The organism is Aquabacterium sp., assembly GCF_014378415.1.
In the GTDB taxonomy this organism is placed as follows: domain Bacteria; phylum Pseudomonadota; class Gammaproteobacteria; order Burkholderiales; family Burkholderiaceae_C; genus Aquabacterium.
Map to the genome: position 1 here is coordinate 1 of NZ_JACMNS010000174.1, position 19,314 is coordinate 19,314.

Consider the following 19,314-nt stretch of genomic DNA (forward strand, 5'->3'; position numbering starts at 1 on the left):
ACCCCACCAAACCACCTCAGCCGGTGGCTCGTCGTCTACGGCGGCTACGCCACCTTCGACTCCTCACCACCGGCCATCATGGTTGTCGTTCAACCGGACAAGATGATTGTCGCTAACTAGCAGGTCATCCAACTCCAAGGGGCGGGCACGTTTTTCCTGTGCTGGATGGATGGTTCGAATGCCTTTGAGTACCTGGCGCACCAATGGCGACTTGGTGGGGTCGGCAAAGCCCTGGTCTGCGTGCCATCTGGACAAAGCCGCAAGACGTTGCCGCAAGGTGTTGATCGACAGGTTGTTGGCGTGATCGGCCAGATAGCGCGCCACCGCATCGCTTGTTGAGGGCAGCAGGCCTTTCCACTCCTGCTCAAAGTGTCGCAGCGCCGAGGCGTAGCTGAGCCTCGTATTCGGGCGCTCGGCGGCATCAAGGTATTGGTCCAAAACGCTCATTGGCTTTATCTTGGCTGGGTGTGTGATTTCAATTCTTATACCAGGGTAGCCGCGAAGAAATACACCCCCAACAATGCCCACGCCTCGCCGATCAGCAGTCGGATTCAAGTCGATCAGCTATCATTCGCGCGCCATAGGGTCGTACCCGTGGCCCGGCTTTTCCTCCCTGAGCCGGTGGCGCGCCGTGACAAAAGCGATGCGTCTTCGCTCGCTGGTCACGACCTGGCCAGCGAGCCTTTTTATGCATTGACCCGCTCAGTTGCATCGACCACGAGTGCAACAAACGCAGGGCAATTTTCTGGCTGCGGGCGGACCTGCTGGGCCAAGAGCCCCTTGTCCGAGGGCGCCAACTCGAACTCCACCTCTGAGTTTTCCTTCAAGGTTCTGAAGCCCTCCATGTCGATGGCGGAGAAATGCACGAACACATCGCCTTCAACGGCCGGTGCTGTGATGAACCCGTAGCCCTTCGCATCGTTGAACCATTTGACCCGTCCGATTGCCATGCCCCTCTCCCGATTGATTTGTTTGTCCACCAAGTTTGCCAGCAATTCGGATGGTCTGGTCGGCATTGCAAAAATCTGCCCATGGCATCGGCATCCAGCGAGAACAAAACCAGCCGAGCTGCTACAGGTGCGGATATCCAGCACGGTCTTGATCGATTGACCTGGGCAATCAATGATCGCCCAGCGGTTGGCGGCCAACCTCATTCCTCGGAACAAAAACAAACTGCCTGCACACAAGGTAGTCCGAATCGACTCGCTTGTACTCGATCCCCTGTATGCCACCTTGCGCAGACGGGATGATTTTCCAGTCCGCCGTGTTGGTGAAAGGGTTGGCATACAGCGTCCTGATGTGGCGTTTGATGGAAAGGTACCGCTTGTCCTCCACCAGGTCGTCCAACTTGTCTGGGTAGAAATGGACTGACCCCGTGTTGGCGTAGTAATAGCTTTCAATGGCCTGAACATACTGTTCGCCGATCCAATCGAGTTGGGCCATTTTTTGACGTCGGGCGGTGGTGGTCCATACCTCCGAGATCGCCAGCAATCCGATGCCCATGAGGGCCACGGCTATCAACACACCGATGTAGGTGAAGCCACTTTGGCCACTCAGTTCCTTGGCCCCCATGTGCTCACCATTGATTGAATGGCTTGCCATCACGGCCAACTCCTTCCGCAGAACTGTGGACGTCATAGATGCCTGGCGTAATGCCGTCCGGATGCGGGGCCAACAACCAGCTATTGTCCTGATCGGTGATGGGGTCCACCGGCACCGCCTGGATGTACCTGGCCTCGACCAGCCGGCCCAAAGAGTCCGGTAGCTTGCCGGTGTCAGCGCGGTATTTGTCGATCGACTCGCGCAGTATCCGAAGATTCGTTTTCAAGGTGGCTTCTTTGGCACGCCCAACTGACTGCGAGTAGCGTGGAGCCACGATGGACAAAAGCGTGGCCATGATGGTCAACACCACCAGCAACTCGATCAAGGTGAATCCACCTCGCCGCGAATAGCTTTGCCGGATCGGCATGCTCACCATTTTCTGTAGGGCACACCGTTCATGCCCACCCCACTGGATTTGGAATAGATGTCGTACACATCCTTGCCTGGTTTTGGATCTTCTGCCGTGCTTTCGTAGCTGCGCCAGCCCCATGTTTCGGCTGCATTTCCAAGCTCCTCCGATGCAAAGGGATCTCGCGGCAACCGCCGAAGAAAGAATAACTTGCTTCCTCTGGGAGATTGAGCGTCGGTCACGCCTGCCGTCAAGACATCCAAGTTGGATGGGTAGCCGCTGGCATCGACCTGTCTGACGATGTGGCCCAAATCCGTGGCTTTCTTGTAGGCATCCAGCGCGCTGCGAATTTCGCGCAAGGCCTGACGGAGTTCTTCTTCCTGCGTGCGCTTGTGGGCCAACTCAGCCAGAGGCAAGCCAATGGACGCCAACACCGACACCATGGCGACCACGACCAGCAGCTCAATGAGGCTGAACCCATTGAGGATCAATGGCCCTGGATGGCTACAACACTTCCTCATGATCACATCAGGGCTTGAGCAAGGTCGGCGGTGGAGACGGTGTTCCATTGGGCAGGCGGCGACGAGACGGTGGTCGTACCGGCTCTGGCTCTGGTTGCACCACTGGGTTTTCTGGCGTTGTCGCAGGCGCAACGGCTGTTGTCGGCGGGGTTGTTTGAGGTAAAGGCACCTCTGGCTGAGGTGCCGGTGGTATTGCCGGGGGCGCCATTGCTGGTGGCTGTGGCGTGATGCCGTTTCCATCTACCCGGGGCTTGTCCATCTTTGCCCTGCTCGTTCCGAGCTGAATAGGCGCCGCGCCGATGGCGTTCTCTGTGCCAGAAGGAAACTCCTGCAAGCCCACGCCCGGCACGTCAAGATTGCGGATGATGTGGGGCGTGATCAGCAGGACGATCTCTGTCTTGGAGTCGGAATCTGACGACGCACCAAACAGCTTGCTTAGCACCGGCAATTCGTTCAAAACTGGAATGCCGGTATTGGACCTTCGGTCTTCCTTTTGAATCAGACCCGCCAGGACATTTGTTTCTCCATCATGCACGCGCAAGACTGTCGAAGTATTGCGGGTACCTAGCCTGTAAGTCTGTGTGCCACTGCTTCGGGTGATGGTGTCGACAATGTTGGAAACCTCAAGGCTGACCTTCATGGATACATCATCATCCAGCGATATGGTCGGTTCAATGTCCAGCTTTAAGCCCACGTCCAAGTAACTGACCGATTCGGATGTGCCCACGTTCGCCGTATTGGTCACAGTGATCACTGGCAGCTTGTCGCCGATCAGGATCTTGGCGCTTTGACGGTTGCGCACGCGCACCCGAGGATTGGCCAAAACATTGGAATCACCTTTTTGATTGCGCAACTGTGCAGAGATCACGGGGTTCGAAAAATTGAAGGTAACCAGACCCTTGCGATGACGAGCTTCATCCAATGTGAGTTCTCCTGGCCCACCCGCCCCGCTGATGGACGCTGAAAGGGAATCAGGCCAATGGATGCCAATCTGTTGGAGTCGGTTGACATTGACCTCCATCACCTCCAACTCCAACATGACTTCGGGCTCCACCATGTCGGCCGCAGCGACGAGTTTTTCCGACAACCTGATGATCTCGGCAGAGTCTCTGATCACGATGAGGTTCAGCCGGTCATCCACGAAGACATCCTTGGCCTTGGTAATGCCTCTGATCATGGCCGCGGTCTTGTTGACGTCCGCATTGCTCAGGTAGAAAGACCGCACCACCATCTCGCGATAATCTGCAGACTTACCGGCCGTGTTCGGGTAGATCAGCAAGGTGTCGCCGTCCAGGATCCGGTAGGTCAACTGGTTGGTGGCCAGGATCAGGCGCAGCACATCTTCCACTGGCTTGTCGGTGAACGACATGGTCACACGGCCATCAGTGGGCACGTCCTTGTCGAACAAATAGTTCAGTCCAGAGGCCAGCTTCAAGGACTCAAACACCTGACGCAAGTTGGCGTTGGTGAAACTCATGGACACGGGCGTGCGGTAAGTCGTCTTCAGTTGCGGGTAGATGCCCATCTCCTTGCCCGTGGCCTCTGCCTGCTGCCGCAACAGACGCTTGACCATGGTCGAAGCGCGCCGGTTCGTTGGGCTTTCTGACAGGACTTGACGGACTTTGCCAAGGGCCCCGTCCAGATCGTCGCGTTCAGCCATGGCCGCGGCAGCATCCATCAATTTGGAATACCGTTGAGCGGCTTCGATGTTGTTCAGCCCCGCCAGTGCTCGGCTGTTGTCAGCCTGCATGAGGAGGACCTGGTTGTAGGCGTCTTTCGCCTGGTCAAAATTATTGCTGGCGGCGTTCAGCTCAGCTTGGCGAATCCACCGGTTGACGATGGCGTCACGCTGGGTCAGGTAAGACCGCCGGTATTCGGAGTTCTCAGGGCTGAGTTCAGAGGCCAGCCTGATCTTGTTCAGGCCATCCACTACGTGGCCTTCGTTGATATCTGACTGCCCATCGTGGAAGGTGCGGTAGCTGGCGCAACTGGTCAAATACAGCAATGCCAGGGTTGTCAAACTCGCCTTGGCCATCGGCATGAATGGGCGACCATGCCAGGAAAATGAAAGCATGCTCATGAGTGTCTTGCAGCGTTGTGACGTCGCGGTATTGATGGGTGTCATTTGCCAGGCCAAGTTTGCAAGGTCGAAGGTGCTTCGGGTATGGCCAGATTCCAGCTGCGTTGATTGCTGTTTTGCTGAAGCGTCAATTGCCGTTTGGTGATGCTTTGCACTCGGTAGTCCGACAAGATCACGTCACCTGATCGAGCCAACACCGTGCCTTGTGGTCCGGCCAAGAAGACAGCGAGATTGGCCTCCTCACCCCAAGTGCCAATGATCTGCAGAGGGGGAGGCACTTCTACGGCTGGCGGCGGTGGCGGTGGCACATAAGCCACGGGCGCAGGCGCGACAACAGGCACTTGCTTGATTGGAGGCGCGGTGACTTGTCCACGTGCCAGGAAAGCGTTGCCCGCTTCATCGTCATTCGCAAGGGGACGCACTGGCCAAGCTCCTTCCGTGGCTGCAGACGAAGCCGCTTCGGGAGAACGGTTGCTGGCTAGAACGGGGCTGTTCGTGCGCTCAACGGGGGCTGATGCTGCTTCAGTAGTGGTTTGGTGTCCCATGGGATCCCACCACCGAACGCCCAACACCAGCGCCAGCAAAGCTAACCACAAAACAAGTCGTTGGCGGCTCATGGCTGATCACGGTTCAGATCACCGTGGTTTGCGGGCGGCCAACCATCGGCGAGGAACACAGCCCAACGGATTTTGGCTTCTACTTCCATGGCATCGCCATTGGGGCGAGTGAATGTCAACTCGCGCAAGGCCAAGGCAGGTTGATTGTCCAGCACGCTGGCGATCATTTGACGAAGCTTGGGGTAAGGGCCCTTGAGCGTCGTGCGGATTTCCAGGGCTGCCAACGCCTCATCACTCAACGGTGTGATGCGGTAATCCGCTTGTGGCCACGCCAAGCCATTGGCTTTGGCTTGGCCTTCGACCATGCGCAGGATTTGAACAGCGTCTTCTGAGCGAGGAAGCACAGGTGTCAAGGGGGCAGGGGCGGCCGGCTGATCGGTCAACGTCATGTTCTTGGACGGCATGGCCAATGGCCGCAAGGTTTGATGGGCTTGATGGATCCAACCCAAAGACAAGAATGCCATCGCTGCACATCCGGCTCCGACACAGCCCGGCCAGCCCAGTCTCAGGTATAGACGCGCCACGGCGATGCGAGCAAGCTGCGTCAATGGCCGCCATTGATTAGGTTTGACTGTGGGCATGGCGGCAGGATTCATGGCGTAGTGACCCACCGGGTTTGCAAAGAAAAGCGCGTCAATGGCCGGCCTTGAGGATCAGGGGCATCTTCGTGAGACAAGATTTGGGTTTGAGCCAGTGAGGGTGAGGCTTGCAAAGCAACGACAAAATCCAACGCCGCATCAAAACTGGGCGCCTCAGCGTCCAATTGCAGCCGTCCGGTTGCCGGATCAGACTTGAATCCGACCAGAAAGATTGGAGGCTTGGTGGCGTGCTCCACGGCGCGAAGGGTGCTGATCCAAGGCAAGGCCAACTCTTTCGCAGCATGGCGCCACCGTTTGTCGTCCATGTAGGCTGGCGCAGGTGGTGGCAGCATTGCGAGCCGTTGGCGTTCTTCTTCGGCCTGCGCCTGAACCTGCTGCTGATGCGCTTGAACCAAAGCCGCCTGTCGGTGTTTAAGGTCAAGGTATTGCCTAACCATCATCCCCATCAATACCAGACCGGCGATCAGCATGAGCCAGCCCAGCTTGGGTTGGCTGGGCGGTTTGACAAAGTCAATGCGCATGGCTCTCATGTGGCCGATTCCACGACTTCAAATACTCGCCACTGAAATCCTTCTGGCATGTGTGGTGGCTTCATGGATGGCAGGTCTTCAAACGAGGTGCCCAGCACCGCGCACGTTTCTTCTACAACACCACATCGCAGGGACTCTGTCTTAAGCAACTGGTTTACCTGGGCAGGATTCAGCAGAATCGGCCCGGCCGGTTGCAAAGCACTGGCTTGGCCCTTGGACGCCCAGACCAGAATGCTACGGTCATGTTCGGCCAACACCAGCCAGGAGCCTGCTTGACCGACGTGAGCACGCCATGCCTCGTTCCAGGCCCAAGACAAAGTGGGAGCCAATCCCGTGAAGCAATACTTACCTCGCCCATTTGGCTGCTGAGCCTCCAAGCTTTGACGCAGACAGGCTTGCAGACCAGCCGGACAGCCAAATGCCATGGCTTGCGCATCGCCCGCCACATAGGAGGTCTGGATGGTCCAATGGTTGGCTGACTCGCCAAAGATCTGGGCAAAGCGGTGCTTGGCAAGCACATCAACCTGATTCCTGGACAGCGGGGCCTTGCCGGTATTGAGCAAACTGACCGGCATCCATTTTGAATCGGCAAGCACCTGGACGCTTGCACCCAAGGGCAGTGCCTGGGTAAGGCCGGGCAGCAAGTCAGCAATGGCCTGGTATTGGTCATGTCCCAGGTGGTGTACAGGCAGGCAGCCGATTTGTACCCAGCCATGGCCATTGAATCTCCACAACTGCATAAAAGCCTGTCCCAGTCGCAGTAAATATGGCGACTGTCCAGTCAACTGCTGTTTGAATTGCCGCAAGGACCACACTTCAGGACGCCACACGGTTGACCTCTTCGATCGATGTCATCCCTTGCGCCGCAGCGTTCAGGGCCAGTCCTCGCAAACTGATCCAACCATTCTTCTGTGCTTCCAGTTGCAATTGGTCCAATGGCGTTCGAGCTGCGATCAGGCCTTTCATGGCCGGTGTCATTTCCAAAATCTCACCCAAGGCAAAGCGTCCTGAATAGCCCGAGCCTCGGCAATGTTCGCAACCGCGAGCTTTCAGCCAGCGATGATTGTGAGCAGGCCCCGTCAATTGTTCCTGGTCGTCGGCCGTTGGCAGATCGGATTCATGGTCCGCGATGGCGGCGCAATGCAGGCAGACTTTGCGCAGCAGTCGCTGTGCCACGATGCCATTGATCGCCGATGCAAATGTATAGACGTCGATGTCAAATTGGCTAAAGCGACCCACCACATCAAACACATTGTTGGCATGTACCGTGGTGAACACCAAGTGTCCTGTCAGCGCTGACTGGATCGCGATTTGAGCTGTTTCGGCGTCGCGGATTTCCCCGACGAGAATCTTGTCCGGGTCATGCCGCAGGATGGAACGCAGCCCTCTTGCAAATGTCAGGCCTTTGCGTTCATTCACTGGAATCTGCAATACCCCGGGCAGTTGGTACTCCACGGGGTCTTCGATGGTGATGATCTTGTCCCTGGGGTTGTGGGTCTCTGCAATGGCGGCATACAAGGTGGTGGTCTTGCCCGATCCCGTAGGCCCCGTCACCAGCATCATGCCATGCGACTTGCAACTCCAGCGTTGCAAAGCGGTGATGGCTTCTAGGTTGAAACCCAGCTTGGACAGGGTCAGTCCTTCAAGGCTCTGGGCCAAATGCTGGCGATCCAGAACGCGAAGCACGGCGTCTTCGCCATGGATGCTGGGCATGATGGAGACGCGAATGTCGATACTGCGGCCTTCAAAATTGATCTGCAATCGGCCGTCCTGCGGCACGCGTCTTTCGGCAATGTCCAACTGCGCCATCACTTTGATGCGGCTGATGGACTGAGTGGCCAACTCGATGCTGTCGATGTGCCGCTGCAGGCTGAGGACCCCGTCGATCCGGAACTTGACGCTCAAGCCGTTGGGATCGCACTCCAGGTGCACATCGGAGGATCCAGTGCGCAAGGCGTCGAACAATGTGGAATTGACGAAGCGCACGGCGGGGCTTTCGTCTGCGCCGATCTGCAGCAAGCTCAACTGTTCGGCCTTTGCCGTACCACGGCTGGCTCCATTGGTGCTGGCCACCGTCATTGTGCCCAAAGCACTCATGTGGGCTTCGCAATGAGATAGCCAGGCGTCCAAGGTATCTTTGCTCGCCAAGACCACCGCATGGGGGCCGAAGATGGTGCGGGCCCAGGCCAGGCGATCTTGATCAAAGGGATCGGTGACCACGAACTGCAAAGTGCCGTTCTCATCCAAAGCTAAGGCGCAACGCATGCGCGAGCTGTCCACAAAAGACAGCAGTTCAAACTGGGCGGTCCACTTGGCCAAATCAAGCATCTGCACAACGCGCTGGTTCAGTTCCCTGCCCAGCCAGCCCACCAACTCGGCATTGGTGTAGAAGTCATCTTGCAGACTCGCCAGCAGATCCGTTGGCCGTCCGCCAACAGACACCGTGCGAATCGCGTCTGGCAGGTTTTGATGCAGAAATGAGGCGGGTGCTGTCATGCCGAATACGTCATTGGATGGCCGAGGCCAGTTCAAAAATAGGCAGGTACATCAGCACCACCACGACACCCACCCCCACGCCTATCACGGTCATGACCACGGGCTCGATGACGCGCATGGCTTTGTCCAATGACTTGGCCACCTCGTTCTCATGGAACTCGGCGGCGCGTCTGAGCATGTTTCCTACGTCGCCGGAGCGTTCGCCCGCACGCAGAAGTTGCTCTGCCACTGGGGTGGCCATGTTCACTTGCATGAATGCATTCGATGGCGCCAGTCCTTGGCGCATGGCCTGTTCAACGGCAAGCCCGCTGGGCCTCATGCCCAAAGGCAGCACCTGATTGGCCAGTCCGAGTGACTCAGGCAAGGGCATGCCGCCTTCAACCAGCATGCCGATGGTGCGGTACCAACGCGCCAGAAAGTAGATGCGCAAGTGTCTGGCCAGCGGTCCGACACCCAAAATTCCATTGAGCAACTTGGCGCGGTACTTGGGCACAGCCAGCGCACTGAACAAAGCAGCCGCGACCACCGCCGCCCCAAGCAAAAGGTCAAAGCCGTGGGCTTTGAGCAGGTGCGACCAACTTACCATGGCCTTGGCTGTCCAGGGTAAGTTGTTCATGCTCTCAAAGACTCGGGCAAAGCGGGGCATGACGTACAGCAGTAGAAACAGCATCACGCTGCCCCCCACGCCCATCAGCAAAACAGGGTAAAGCGCGACGGAGGTGATCTGATGCCTGACCTGCTCGGAGCGGCGCTCGTGCTCCAAGTAGCGGGTCAATGCTTGTGGCAGATCGGAGGTCACCTCCGCAGATCGGACCATCGCAATCAGAAGCGGCGGAAAGCACGATGATTGGTGCTCCATCGCTTGGGACAATGCCTGCCCTTGCCGCAGGTGTGTGTCCACCTGGGCAATGATCTCTACCCACGGGCCCATTGCCCCTTTGCGCAGCGTTTCCAACGCTTCAATGAGGCTGAGCCCAGCCTGCAGCAAGGCATGCAGTTGTTCGATGAAGATCACAAGAGCGCGTCGATTGGCTCGGGCATTGGGCCTGACAGCAACGTTGGATTTGATGAATGCGCCGCTTTGCGCTTTGGCCGATAGGATGGTGTAGCCCTGCTGTTGCAGCCGCAGCTTGGCGTCGTCCAGGCTGGTGGCATCCATCACCAGCGTTTGTGGGGCGCCTCGGCCCTGAACCACGTCCAGATGAAAGCGCATGGTTTCAGTTCAACGCCCGGTTTGCCAGGACGCAATGTCGGCGGCTTCGCCATCGCCACCACGCTGACCATCTTTGCCAAACGAGACGATGTCGTAGTCACGCTTGTTGTCGCCTGGGGCCTTGTATTGATACGACTGGCCCCAGGGGTCAGTGGGCACATCCTTCTGCAGGTAAGGGCCGCCCCACTTCGCCTCGTTGGCGGGTTTGTCCATCAAGGCTTTGAGCCCCTGCTCGGTCGTGGGGTGGTGGCCGACATCAAGCCGGTAGGTGTCCAGTGCCTTGCCAAAGGCATCGATCTGGGCGCGTGTTGCTTTGACTTCGCTCTTGCCTACTTGTTCGAAAAAACGGGGGCCCACATAGCTGGCAAGCAGGCCAATGATGACCATGACGACCAGCAACTCCAACAAAGTAAAGCCGCCACTGATTGATGTACCGCGAATGGATTGCATTTGACTCCCTTGCTTCTTTTGCACATTGTGCCAAGACTGCTTGTCGGCCAATCTTTCTCCAATGATCCAAATGGATCATGACAGGCTGATGTCAACTGCACGAATTGACTTCTGTCGGTTGTACATTTCATAAACGATTGAGTTTGATCCTGACAAGAGACGTATAAAAGATTAAGGGAGTGGAAATGAATCCAGCTCGAGGCTATTTGCCCGGTTTGGCGGCTTGTCTTCAAGCAGCATTTGCAGCTTTGACATTGATCGGCTGCATCAGCAGCGGCCATGCACAGATGGCCACCACCGGCCAATTCGCCGTCTCGGATACCGGGGCCGCGAGCTACAGCGTCCCTATCGCGGTGCCGCCTGGCATCGCCAACCTGGAACCCAGGTTGACACTCACCTACAACAGCCAGGGCGGCAACGGCATCGTCGGTGTCGGCTGGAACCTGAGCGGCCTGTCGGCCATCAGCCGCTGCCCTCGCACCAAATCACAGGACGGCGCATTTGGCCGGGTGGGCAATGACCTGAATGACCGGTATTGCCTGGATGGCCAGCGCCTGATGTTGACCGCAGGCAGCCATGGCGCCAACGCCAGCGAATACCGGACTGAGATCGAAAGCTTCTCTCAGATCAAGGCCTATGGCGCGGCAGGGACGGCACCCGACGGCGGCCCTGCCTATTTCATTGTCAAAACCAAGTCCGGCCTGACCATGTGGTACGGCAACTGGGACGGCAATGCCTCCGACGCAGGCTTGGCCGCGCAAGGCAGAAGCGTGATCCGTGTGTGGGCGCTCAAGAAGGTGCAGGACACCAAGGGCAACTACATGAAGGTGACGTACACCAATGACAACGCCAACGGTCAGATCTATCCGGCCCGGATCGACTACACAGCTAACGACACTGTGGGCGCCACGGTTGCAGCGCCGAACACGGTGTACTTCGATTACGAAGCCCGGCCGGACATTGTGCCCATGTACCAGGCCGACAGCCTCATCAAGAGCACTGTGCGCCTGACCAAGATCAGAACGGTCACCGATGCGGGCGACACGGCAACAGCGCAAACCAGTTTTGCGTATGACACTAGCCCTGCCACCTCCCGGTCAAGGCTGACGACGGTGACCCAATGCGGCACCAAGTCGGGTTCCACCTGCGTGAAGCCGCTCAATATCACCTGGCAGGGGGATGTCGCGGGGTTTGACGCCACCAATGGCACCTTGAATTGGAACTTCGGTAATCCGGTGGCCTATCAGTTGGTGGTGGGTGATTTCAACGGCGATGGCAGGACCGATTTCATCGAGCTGTCGGACACCCGGTATTTTGTTTTCTTGGCGAATGGCAATGGTGGGTTCACCAGCACGGCTTATACGTTTCCGTTTGGGTGGAATTTTGGCGCGCCTGTTACCCATCAGTCCATCGTTGGCGACTTTAATGGGGATGGGAAGACCGATTTCATGGAGATTGGTGGGAATAATTACTATCTGATGCTGGCCAATGGAGATGGCACATTTGCTGCGCCTCAGTCGTCATACACATTTCCAATCGGATTGAATTTCGACAGCATCAATGGCAATGGTGACCCCCAATTTTCTATTCTACTTGGGGATTGGAATGGCGATGGTCGTTCCGATTTTTCATTGCTTGGATTGTCTCTTGAAGGCCTATATACCTTCGTCAGCAAAGGTGATGGTACCTTTGCAGGAACTTATGCGAGCAGGGGGGGTCGTATTTATGGGAACAATTTATATCCGTATGCGTTTGACGCAGATTCTGATGGGATTCTTGATATTGCATTTTCAAATACAAGCGGCACCATTTCCTATGTTGCCGGAAGTGATGATGGTTCGTTTAAATTTGCTGGAAGTGGTGCTGGAGTCAGCATAAGACAAACTTGCTCGAGCGCAAATATATGTACAGGCCCGACAATCAGTTATCCGGCTTATCTAAAGCAGTTGGATTTAAATGCAGACGGCTTGCCGGATATATTTAATGCCGAATTTAATTGCCCTCCGCGAATTGCTGGTACCCCTTGTACGAGCACTGGTATTAAATCGACTTTGAATAAAGGAATTGGGCAAATTCCAATTCTCACATGGACCGGATCTATTTCTGGTTATTATGCCGGCCTCAAATTCGAAAATATTTCCAGCCCTCTGATTTTGGACAATGTGCCATATTTGCCAAATATACAGATCAGCGGCGATTTCAATGGCGATCACCTTGGGGACTTCGCCTATATTCACAATACAAATTTATATATTCATTATGGCAAAGGCGACGGCACCTTTACCAAGGTAGTGGCTCCATTCGACAACGCTCTGAATTTCGGCAGCTTCGGAAAGGCGCCATACAATTCGCCAGCACCAACAAATTCCTGGCAAGTCGTCTCCGGTGACTTCAATGGTGATGGCCGTACCGACTTCCTGGTTGTCGGCGGCAACAGCTACTACCTGTTCACAGCCAAAGGCCCCATCCCCGACGTTGCAGCCACCATCACCGATGGCCTGGGCGCCCAGGTCAAGCTGAGCTATTCCACCCCTGCTCAATCGCTGGGCACCAACTACACAGCCGCCTCCGGGCTAGTCTGGCCCAAGAGCAGCGTCACGCCAGCGCAGTCCATCGTGACCCAGGCCCGTATGTCGACCGGCACGGGTGCTTGGCGCGACATGGCCTACAGCTACGGCGGCGCGCTGCTGGAGCAAGGGCAAACAGGCCGTGGCTACATGGGTTTTGCCTGGATGCAAACCAAGGACGTGGGCGCAGGGTTGGTGAGCCGTGCTTACCGGCGGCAAGACTGGCCCTATGTCGGCTTGCCAGACTGGTCGGGCTTGAGCACGAGCGAGGCCAATTGGGACACCCCCAGCGGCAAGACGGACTTCATCAAGCGCACGACCTATCAGCATGTGTGTTCGGCCACCAGTTCATCCGGCAGCGTTGCGCCTTGCTCGGCTTTAACCATTGCAGCCGAAAGCCGGTATGCCATGTACGCCAGCCAGATTGACGAGCAGGCATGGGACTACAGCGGCACGTCGACAGTGGCAGGCACCTTCGTGGCCTTGCCGCGCAGCAGCACCACGCAAGTCCAGGACGCCTGGGGCAACCCCACCAGCATCAAACGGGACGTCTTGAATGCCGATGGCAGCTCCGCCGGTTTCAGCAAGACGACCACCAACACGTTTGCGCCAGCCGATACTGCCAAGTGGCAGTTGGGGCAGCTTCTGCGCAGCAGCGTGGTGAGCACGGCTCCTTGACGCGCCATACAAAAAATCGGGAGAGATGAAAAATGCGCAGGCCTGAGATCAAGAAGAGTCCGTCCGCCGTCAGCGCCTTGCTGAGCCTGGCCCTGGGGGTGGCGGGTATGGCAGGGATGGCAGCTGTCCAAGAGGCCCATGCGGCCACGCTGACACGCACGCTGGTCTACGAATACGATGCCGACAGCGGCCAGCTCAACAAGGAAGTGGTCGAGCCGGACGACAGCAAACTGTGCGTGGTCACCACCTACGAGCTGGACAGCTATGGCAACCGCAAGGGCGCCACCACACGCAATTGCGACGGCAGCGCGGGCAGTGTGCCCGGCACCAACAGCGAAGCGGCACCGCCGCCCGCCGCTGACCTGGCCTTGTTCACCAAACGCACGGTGGGGGCTACCTTCAGCAGCGACGGCCGCTTTGCCACCGGCAGCAGCAATGCCTTGAGCCAAAGCGAGAGCAGAGCCTTCGACGGCCGCTTCGGGCTGCCGACCAGTGTGACCAGCCCCAACAGCTTGACCACGTATTGGGCCTATGACGACCTGGGCCGCAAGATACTGGAAAAGCGCTCAGACGGCAACGGCACGCACTGGGCATACGAATACTGCACCAGCGCCGCAGGCCCCGCCACCTGCCCGACGATCGCCGGGGCCGTGGGCACGTACGTGGTCACGGCCACGCCCGTCAAGGCCCCCATCGACCTCACGGCCAGGACCCATGGCGGCGCCAATGGCGCCTACAGCAAAATCTACTACGACACGCTGGCCCGGCCCATTCGCGTGCAGACCCAGGGCTACGATGGCGGCGGTGCGGCTGCCGACATCTACCAGGACACTGAGTACAACACGCTGAACCAGATCAGCCGCCAAAGCCGGCCCTATTACGCTGGCGCCGCAGCCTACTGGACCAAGAAGGACTACGACCTGATGGGCCGGGTCATCCTGGAAACCCAGCCCGACGCCAGCAAGACCAAGGTCACTTACGCTGGCCTTGTCACCACCGTCACCAACGACAAGAACCAGGACAGCACCGAGACGCGCAATGCGGCGGGGCAGGTGGTCACTGTGAAGGACGCCTACGGCAAGACGCTGAGTAAGACCTGGGACCCGCATGGCAACTTGCTGACGACCACCGATGCCATGGGCAATGTGGTCAAGCTGGAATACGACAACAAAGGCCGTCAAACCAATATGAAGGACCCGGACCTGGGTTCATGGTTCTACGACTACAACGCTCTGGGCGAGTTGGTCAAGCAAAAGGACGCGAAGGCCCAAATCACCACGATGACCTACGACTTGCTGGGCCGCCTGATCACCAAGGTCGAGCCCAGCTTGACCTCCAATTGGTACCACGACAAGTACAAAGATGGGAGCGCTTGCGACAAAGGTATTGGCAGGACATGCGAGGTGGTGAGCAACAACGGCTACGTGCGCAAGCACGGCTATGACCTGTATGGCCGACCTGTCACCACCACCAGCACCATTGGCAGCAACTTCACGGCTGGCCTGAGCTACAACGCTGATGGGCGGGTGGAGACCTTGACCTACCCAGGCAGCAGCCTGAAGCTCAAGAATGTGTACACGCCGTTGGGCTACCTCAAGCAAGTCATCAATGCGGATACGCCCTCCAGCGTGTATTGGAAAGCCGATGCCATGGATGCAGAAGGGCACTTGACCCAGCAGACCACCGGCAACCTGATCACCACGGTCAACACGATTGATCCCAAGACCGGGCGGCTCAAGGCCACCAAGGCTGGCGCCAGTGGCAGCACCACTTACGCGGTGCAAAACGTAGACTATGACTACGATACGCTGGGCAACCTGAAAACCAGCAGCGACACAGCAGCAGGTGCCAGCGCCTCATACACGTACGATAGTTTGAACAGGCTGAAAACGGAGACCCGCCTGGGCACGGCGGTGGCTCCTGCTCAAACCATCACCTGGTACTACAACGACATCGGCAATGTCACCAACCGCTCTGACATCGGCAGCTATGCCTACACCGTCAGCGGCCCATCCAGTGTGCGGCCACATGCCATCAGCAGCCTGGTGGGCACGGTGAATGGCGCCTCAAGCCCAAGTTATCTTTACGACGCCAACGGTAACCTGACAAGGGTATCGACCGGTCGGACGATGGCTTGGACCAGCTTCAACAAGGTGCAAAACATCATCCAGGCAAATGGCAGTTTGGCCTATCTGTATGACGCTGAGGGAGAGCGGGTCAAGGAAACGTACAACCAAAGTGGCGTGCTGCGGACCACGGTGTACTTGAACCCGGGGGCTGGGGCGGGTCTGTTCTACGAAGAAGAAAGCTCCCCAGCCGGTACCAAAAAGAAGCACTACCTCAGCGCGGGCGGCACCACCATTGGTGTGTTGACGCTGAACACGGCCACCAATGCCTGGACCACGCAGTATTGGCACAAGGACCTGTTGGGCTCCACGGTGGTGGTCACCGACGAGGTTGGTGCGGTGACCGAACGGTTGAGCTATGAGCCATTTGGCAAACGGCGCAAAGTGGATGGCGGCACGGACTTGCTGGCCACCTTGAAGGGCACGACCACCCGCCGAGGCTTCACTGGCCACGAGATGATGGAAGACGTGGGCCTGGTCAACATGAATGGGCGGCTGTACGACCCGGCCATTGGCCGCTTCCTGAGCGCCGACCCGATCGTGCAGGCGCCGGGCAATATGCAGAGCTACAACCGCTATGCGTATGTTTGGAATAACCCGCTGGCTGGAACTGATCCGTCAGGCTATCAGCTGGAGACGACGTATGTTTATGGCACTCGCGGAGGTGGCGGGGGCAGCAATGGGTTTGATTATTCTGGTTATCTTACGCAATTGAACCGGGATGCCTCGAAAAACTACGGCCGAGGCGGCTACGGAGGGAGCGGAGCGGGATATAGGCCACCTTCTGGCGTAGCCCTCGTCCCACTCAAGCCTTCATCTCAGGCATTGGGGCCTGACGGATCGACCGCCACCACCACAAGTCCTGTTCTTGGCAAGGGTGGCCTGCTCGGGTTCATCAACGACGCAATGGCCTGCTTCTCTGGAGACTGCTCCGTGTTGTCTCTCCCAGGGGACGCAAGGTCGCTGTCATCTGGTGCCAAGTTCGGCACCTTGCTGGGTGAATACAAGTGGGACCTGCCCACCTTGATCCCGGTGGTTGGTGGCTTGTATGACTACAGCAAGGCGGCATCGCAGGGCGACGGCGCCGGTATGTTGCTGGCCATTGGCACCATTGGGCTAGACTTGGGGACGGCAGGTTCAACAGGCACTGCTGCCCGTATGGAGTTGAGGGCTGCGAAAGCGTTTGATGGTCTCGCAGATTTAGCAAAATTCCGTGCTGGTCTTGGATTGAAGGCTGGAGAAGGAACACTGGCGAGACTTGAGGTTAATGGGCAGGTGTTTTATGGAATTAACGCCCACGGCCAGCCTGTAACAATGGGTGTAAACGCCATTACGCGGACGCATGCTGAAGCCGATGTCTTCCAGCAAGCACTGAATGCTGGTGCCAGAGACGGTAACGCAACACTCCATGTTGACCGAGCTTTGTGTGCAGCATGTGGCCAAAACGGTGGTGTTCGAAGCATGGCTCGTCAGCTCGGATTGAATGAAGTTACCGTAATCACTCCGCAAGGCACAAAAATCATCCGACCTTAGGAGCAATAGATATGATCTCTTACGTTAATCGCATGATTTCTGACAGCTGGACTGGCATATTTTGCGATGAAAACGAAACTTCAATGCCGACCGCCGAAGACATAGAGCGCGCTGTTCAAAAACTCGATGCAAAAACTAGAACCATTGTGTCCTTGTATGGTGTGGATGGCGCGTATTTAACCATCGGAGGTGGGGCAGGACAGTACATCGTGTATGCCTCCGCCTCCGACGAGCAACTTTGGAACCTTGTCGTTGATGTAGACGAAAATCAATCGGGCTTTGTCTTGCTAAATGCCGGAGGTCAAGAAGGAGATTTCCCGGTCAGACAAGTGGTTGCGAAAGCTCATGCGATCCAAGCAGCACGTACGTTTTTTAGGGCAGGTGAGCTTGACTCCTCATTGAATTGGGAAAAAGGGCCCTAAGGATTTCGTGATCCTTTATGGCACGTGGCCAAATCGGGCAGCCGCTTAAGGCAACGCTGATAAAGGCCCGACGTGGCGTATGACTTGCATGCCCGGTAGCCAGTGGTATAGGGTTGGAGCGCATGCTTCGCATGTACTTTGTGCAGCACTGGTTCAATCTTGCCGACGTTGCCTGTGATGATGCACTGCTGGACAGCACGGCGCTGAGGCGGTTCGTAAAGCCCCACTCGATCCTGTGAGCTACCCTTCGTGGCATCGTGACGTGCATCGTCTTCGCTGTGGATGTAGATGCTGGTGCTGCTGATGGTGGCGTGTCCGAAGTTATCCCGCACGGCTTTGACGTCCATCCCGGAATCGGTCATGTGCGTGCCAGCAGTGAGTCCCAACAAGTGCGTGGACGCGGCCTCAATCTGGTCTGCCGCCGACGCCCACTCTGCTCCTTTGGCGCGCAGGCGATGGGACTCCCGCATGACACCCATGACGATTTCGTGGATGGCGCGGCGGGCAATTTCTTTCTGGGCCGATGCTCGGCAAGCAAGATCAACGGCTTGCTTTCGGTGGGCGTCTGGGCGGCTGGAGAAGCGAAACACCCACCGTCAGAGTGGGCGCTTTCTGCTCAATGTTGGCAGGCAGCGTCGCCCCCACAGCTTCTTCAGATCATCATCACCCAGGCCGTCTGCTCCAGAAGTTAAATCGGAAGCAGTTTGGCATCATCAAACTGGATAATCTACCATTATCAATTGTTAGCAATGGTGCATCCATGCCTAACTTGCGCCTCTTGATAGTACGTAATATCATGGTACGTAACGTGGTATGAAATAAGGTGCGGACCATGGCCCGAGCTGGTATCTACAAGTCAGAAGTCCTCCGGGCACGCGACAAATTGCGTGCCCTCGGTCGTTATCCCTCGATTGACGCCATCCGTACTGAACTGGGTAACACCGGCTCCAAAGGCACGATCCACCGGTACCTGAAGGAAATCGAGGAGGATGAAGGTGGCGCCAGTGGTACCAAGGTTGGTGTCAGTGAGGCGCTTCAAGATCTGGTGGCAAGCCTGGCCAGCCGCTTGCAAGAAGAGGCGGATGTCCGTGTCTGTGAGGCGGAAACTAAGCATGCCGCGCAATCGCAGGTGCGCGCGCAGGCCTTGACTGCAATGACTCAGGAGCGCGATGGCTTTCGCGCCCAATTGGAGCGCCACGAACTCACGCTGGCTGATGAACGCTCGAAGAACGACCAGGCTACCGCAACCATTCGCGCGCAGGCCATTGAGTTGGCTCAACTGACCCAGCAGGTGAAAGATCTGCAAGATCGTGTCGCCGCCGAAGAGCGCAACCGGCAGTCTCTTGAAGAGAAGCACCAGCATGCGCGCGATGCGCTGGAGCATTTCCGGTGGATAGCGTCAATCATCTTGGCCGGTTAAACGACAATCATCTTGGCCGGTTTGACGGGGATGAATGTCGTTTCTTAGGAAGTCATGGGGCTGGCTCCTCGGTGTGTTTGTCGTTTGGCTTGAGTGATTGACGTCGGCGAC

The 19,314-nt window shown here is 57.2% G+C and carries 16 protein-coding genes and 3 pseudogenes; 5 read left to right on the plus strand and 14 right to left on the minus strand.

Translation table 11 applies throughout. The annotated features are described in order from the left end of the window. Nucleotides 1-126: 126 nt before the first annotated feature. The 13 genes and pseudogenes from H7225_RS15445 to gspG all read right to left on the minus strand — a co-directional run. A pseudogene (locus H7225_RS15445) lies at nt 127-447 on the minus strand (Tn3 family resolvase); the annotation flags it as partial. 239 nt (nt 448-686) lie between these two features. Then, nucleotides 687-950, minus strand: coding sequence for a cold shock domain-containing protein (locus tag H7225_RS15450; protein ID WP_290663439.1), 264 nt, complete (start codon nt 948-950; stop codon nt 687-689). Between the two features lie 169 nt (nt 951-1,119). Beyond that, a complete protein-coding gene (locus tag H7225_RS15455; protein WP_290663409.1) occupies nt 1,120-1,605 on the minus strand; it encodes a type II secretion system protein in 486 nt (161 codons plus the stop codon). Next, nucleotides 1,577-1,978, minus strand: coding sequence for a prepilin-type N-terminal cleavage/methylation domain-containing protein (locus tag H7225_RS15460; RefSeq protein ID WP_366481626.1), 402 nt, complete (start codon nt 1,976-1,978; stop codon nt 1,577-1,579). The genes H7225_RS15455 and H7225_RS15460 overlap by 29 nt, the downstream gene beginning before the upstream one ends. Further along, nucleotides 1,972-2,472 (minus strand): type II secretion system protein, encoded by a 501-nt coding sequence (locus tag H7225_RS15465; protein WP_290663413.1) that lies wholly within the window; start codon nt 2,470-2,472, stop codon nt 1,972-1,974. The genes H7225_RS15460 and H7225_RS15465 overlap by 7 nt, the downstream gene beginning before the upstream one ends. A 7-nt stretch (nt 2,473-2,479) precedes the next feature. Continuing rightward, nucleotides 2,480-4,552 (minus strand): secretin and TonB N-terminal domain-containing protein, encoded by a 2,073-nt coding sequence (locus H7225_RS15470; protein ID WP_290663415.1) that lies wholly within the window; start codon nt 4,550-4,552, stop codon nt 2,480-2,482. Between the two features lie 41 nt (nt 4,553-4,593). Beyond that, the gene (locus H7225_RS15475) at nt 4,594-4,974 is read right to left on the minus strand and encodes a hypothetical protein (protein WP_290663417.1); all 381 of its coding nucleotides are present in this window, start codon (nt 4,972-4,974) and stop codon (nt 4,594-4,596) included. Nucleotides 4,975-5,165: 191 nt separating this feature from the next. Then, nucleotides 5,166-5,633 carry a hypothetical protein gene (locus tag H7225_RS15480; protein ID WP_290663419.1) on the minus strand — a complete coding sequence of 156 codons (468 nt, stop codon included), beginning with the start codon at nt 5,631-5,633 and terminating at the stop codon, nt 5,166-5,168. A gap of 128 nt (nt 5,634-5,761) precedes the next feature. Further along, a complete protein-coding gene (locus H7225_RS15485) occupies nt 5,762-6,238 on the minus strand; it encodes a hypothetical protein (RefSeq protein ID WP_290663421.1) in 477 nt (158 codons plus the stop codon). A gap of 56 nt (nt 6,239-6,294) precedes the next feature. Then, a complete protein-coding gene (locus H7225_RS15490) occupies nt 6,295-7,128 on the minus strand; it encodes a hypothetical protein (RefSeq protein WP_290663423.1) in 834 nt (277 codons plus the stop codon). After that, nucleotides 7,115-8,794 carry a GspE/PulE family protein gene (locus tag H7225_RS15495; protein ID WP_290663425.1) on the minus strand — a complete coding sequence of 560 codons (1,680 nt, stop codon included), beginning with the start codon at nt 8,792-8,794 and terminating at the stop codon, nt 7,115-7,117. The genes H7225_RS15490 and H7225_RS15495 overlap by 14 nt, the downstream gene beginning before the upstream one ends. A gap of 10 nt (nt 8,795-8,804) precedes the next feature. After that, a complete protein-coding gene (locus tag H7225_RS15500; RefSeq protein ID WP_290663427.1) occupies nt 8,805-10,007 on the minus strand; it encodes a type II secretion system F family protein in 1,203 nt (400 codons plus the stop codon). 9 nt (nt 10,008-10,016) lie between these two features. Then, a complete protein-coding gene (gene gspG, locus H7225_RS15505; RefSeq protein WP_290663429.1) occupies nt 10,017-10,457 on the minus strand; it encodes a type II secretion system major pseudopilin GspG in 441 nt (146 codons plus the stop codon). 185 nt (nt 10,458-10,642) lie between these two features. Here gspG and H7225_RS15510 point away from each other — a divergent pair, with 185 nt between their 5' ends. From H7225_RS15510 to H7225_RS15525, 4 genes and pseudogenes are all read left to right on the plus strand, one after another. Then, nucleotides 10,643-13,702, plus strand: a complete 3,060-nt coding sequence (locus H7225_RS15510) for an FG-GAP-like repeat-containing protein (RefSeq protein ID WP_290663431.1) — start codon at nt 10,643-10,645, stop codon at nt 13,700-13,702. A gap of 32 nt (nt 13,703-13,734) precedes the next feature. Further along, nucleotides 13,735-17,361, plus strand: a complete 3,627-nt coding sequence (locus H7225_RS15515) for an RHS repeat-associated core domain-containing protein (protein WP_290663433.1) — start codon at nt 13,735-13,737, stop codon at nt 17,359-17,361. A gap of 11 nt (nt 17,362-17,372) precedes the next feature. After that, a complete protein-coding gene (locus H7225_RS15520) occupies nt 17,373-17,783 on the plus strand; it encodes an Imm1 family immunity protein (RefSeq protein ID WP_290663435.1) in 411 nt (136 codons plus the stop codon). 107 nt (nt 17,784-17,890) lie between these two features. Beyond that, nucleotides 17,891-17,998: pseudogene (locus H7225_RS15525) on the plus strand (transposase); the annotation flags it as partial. Between the two features lie 66 nt (nt 17,999-18,064). Here H7225_RS15525 and H7225_RS15530 read toward each other — a convergent pair. Beyond that, a pseudogene (locus H7225_RS15530) lies at nt 18,065-18,262 on the minus strand (tyrosine-type recombinase/integrase); the annotation flags it as partial. Nucleotides 18,263-18,615: 353 nt separating this feature from the next. Here H7225_RS15530 and H7225_RS15535 point away from each other — a divergent pair. Beyond that, nucleotides 18,616-19,203 carry a DNA-binding protein gene (locus H7225_RS15535; protein WP_290663437.1) on the plus strand — a complete coding sequence of 196 codons (588 nt, stop codon included), beginning with the start codon at nt 18,616-18,618 and terminating at the stop codon, nt 19,201-19,203. The last annotated feature ends 111 nt before the right edge of the window (nt 19,204-19,314 follow it).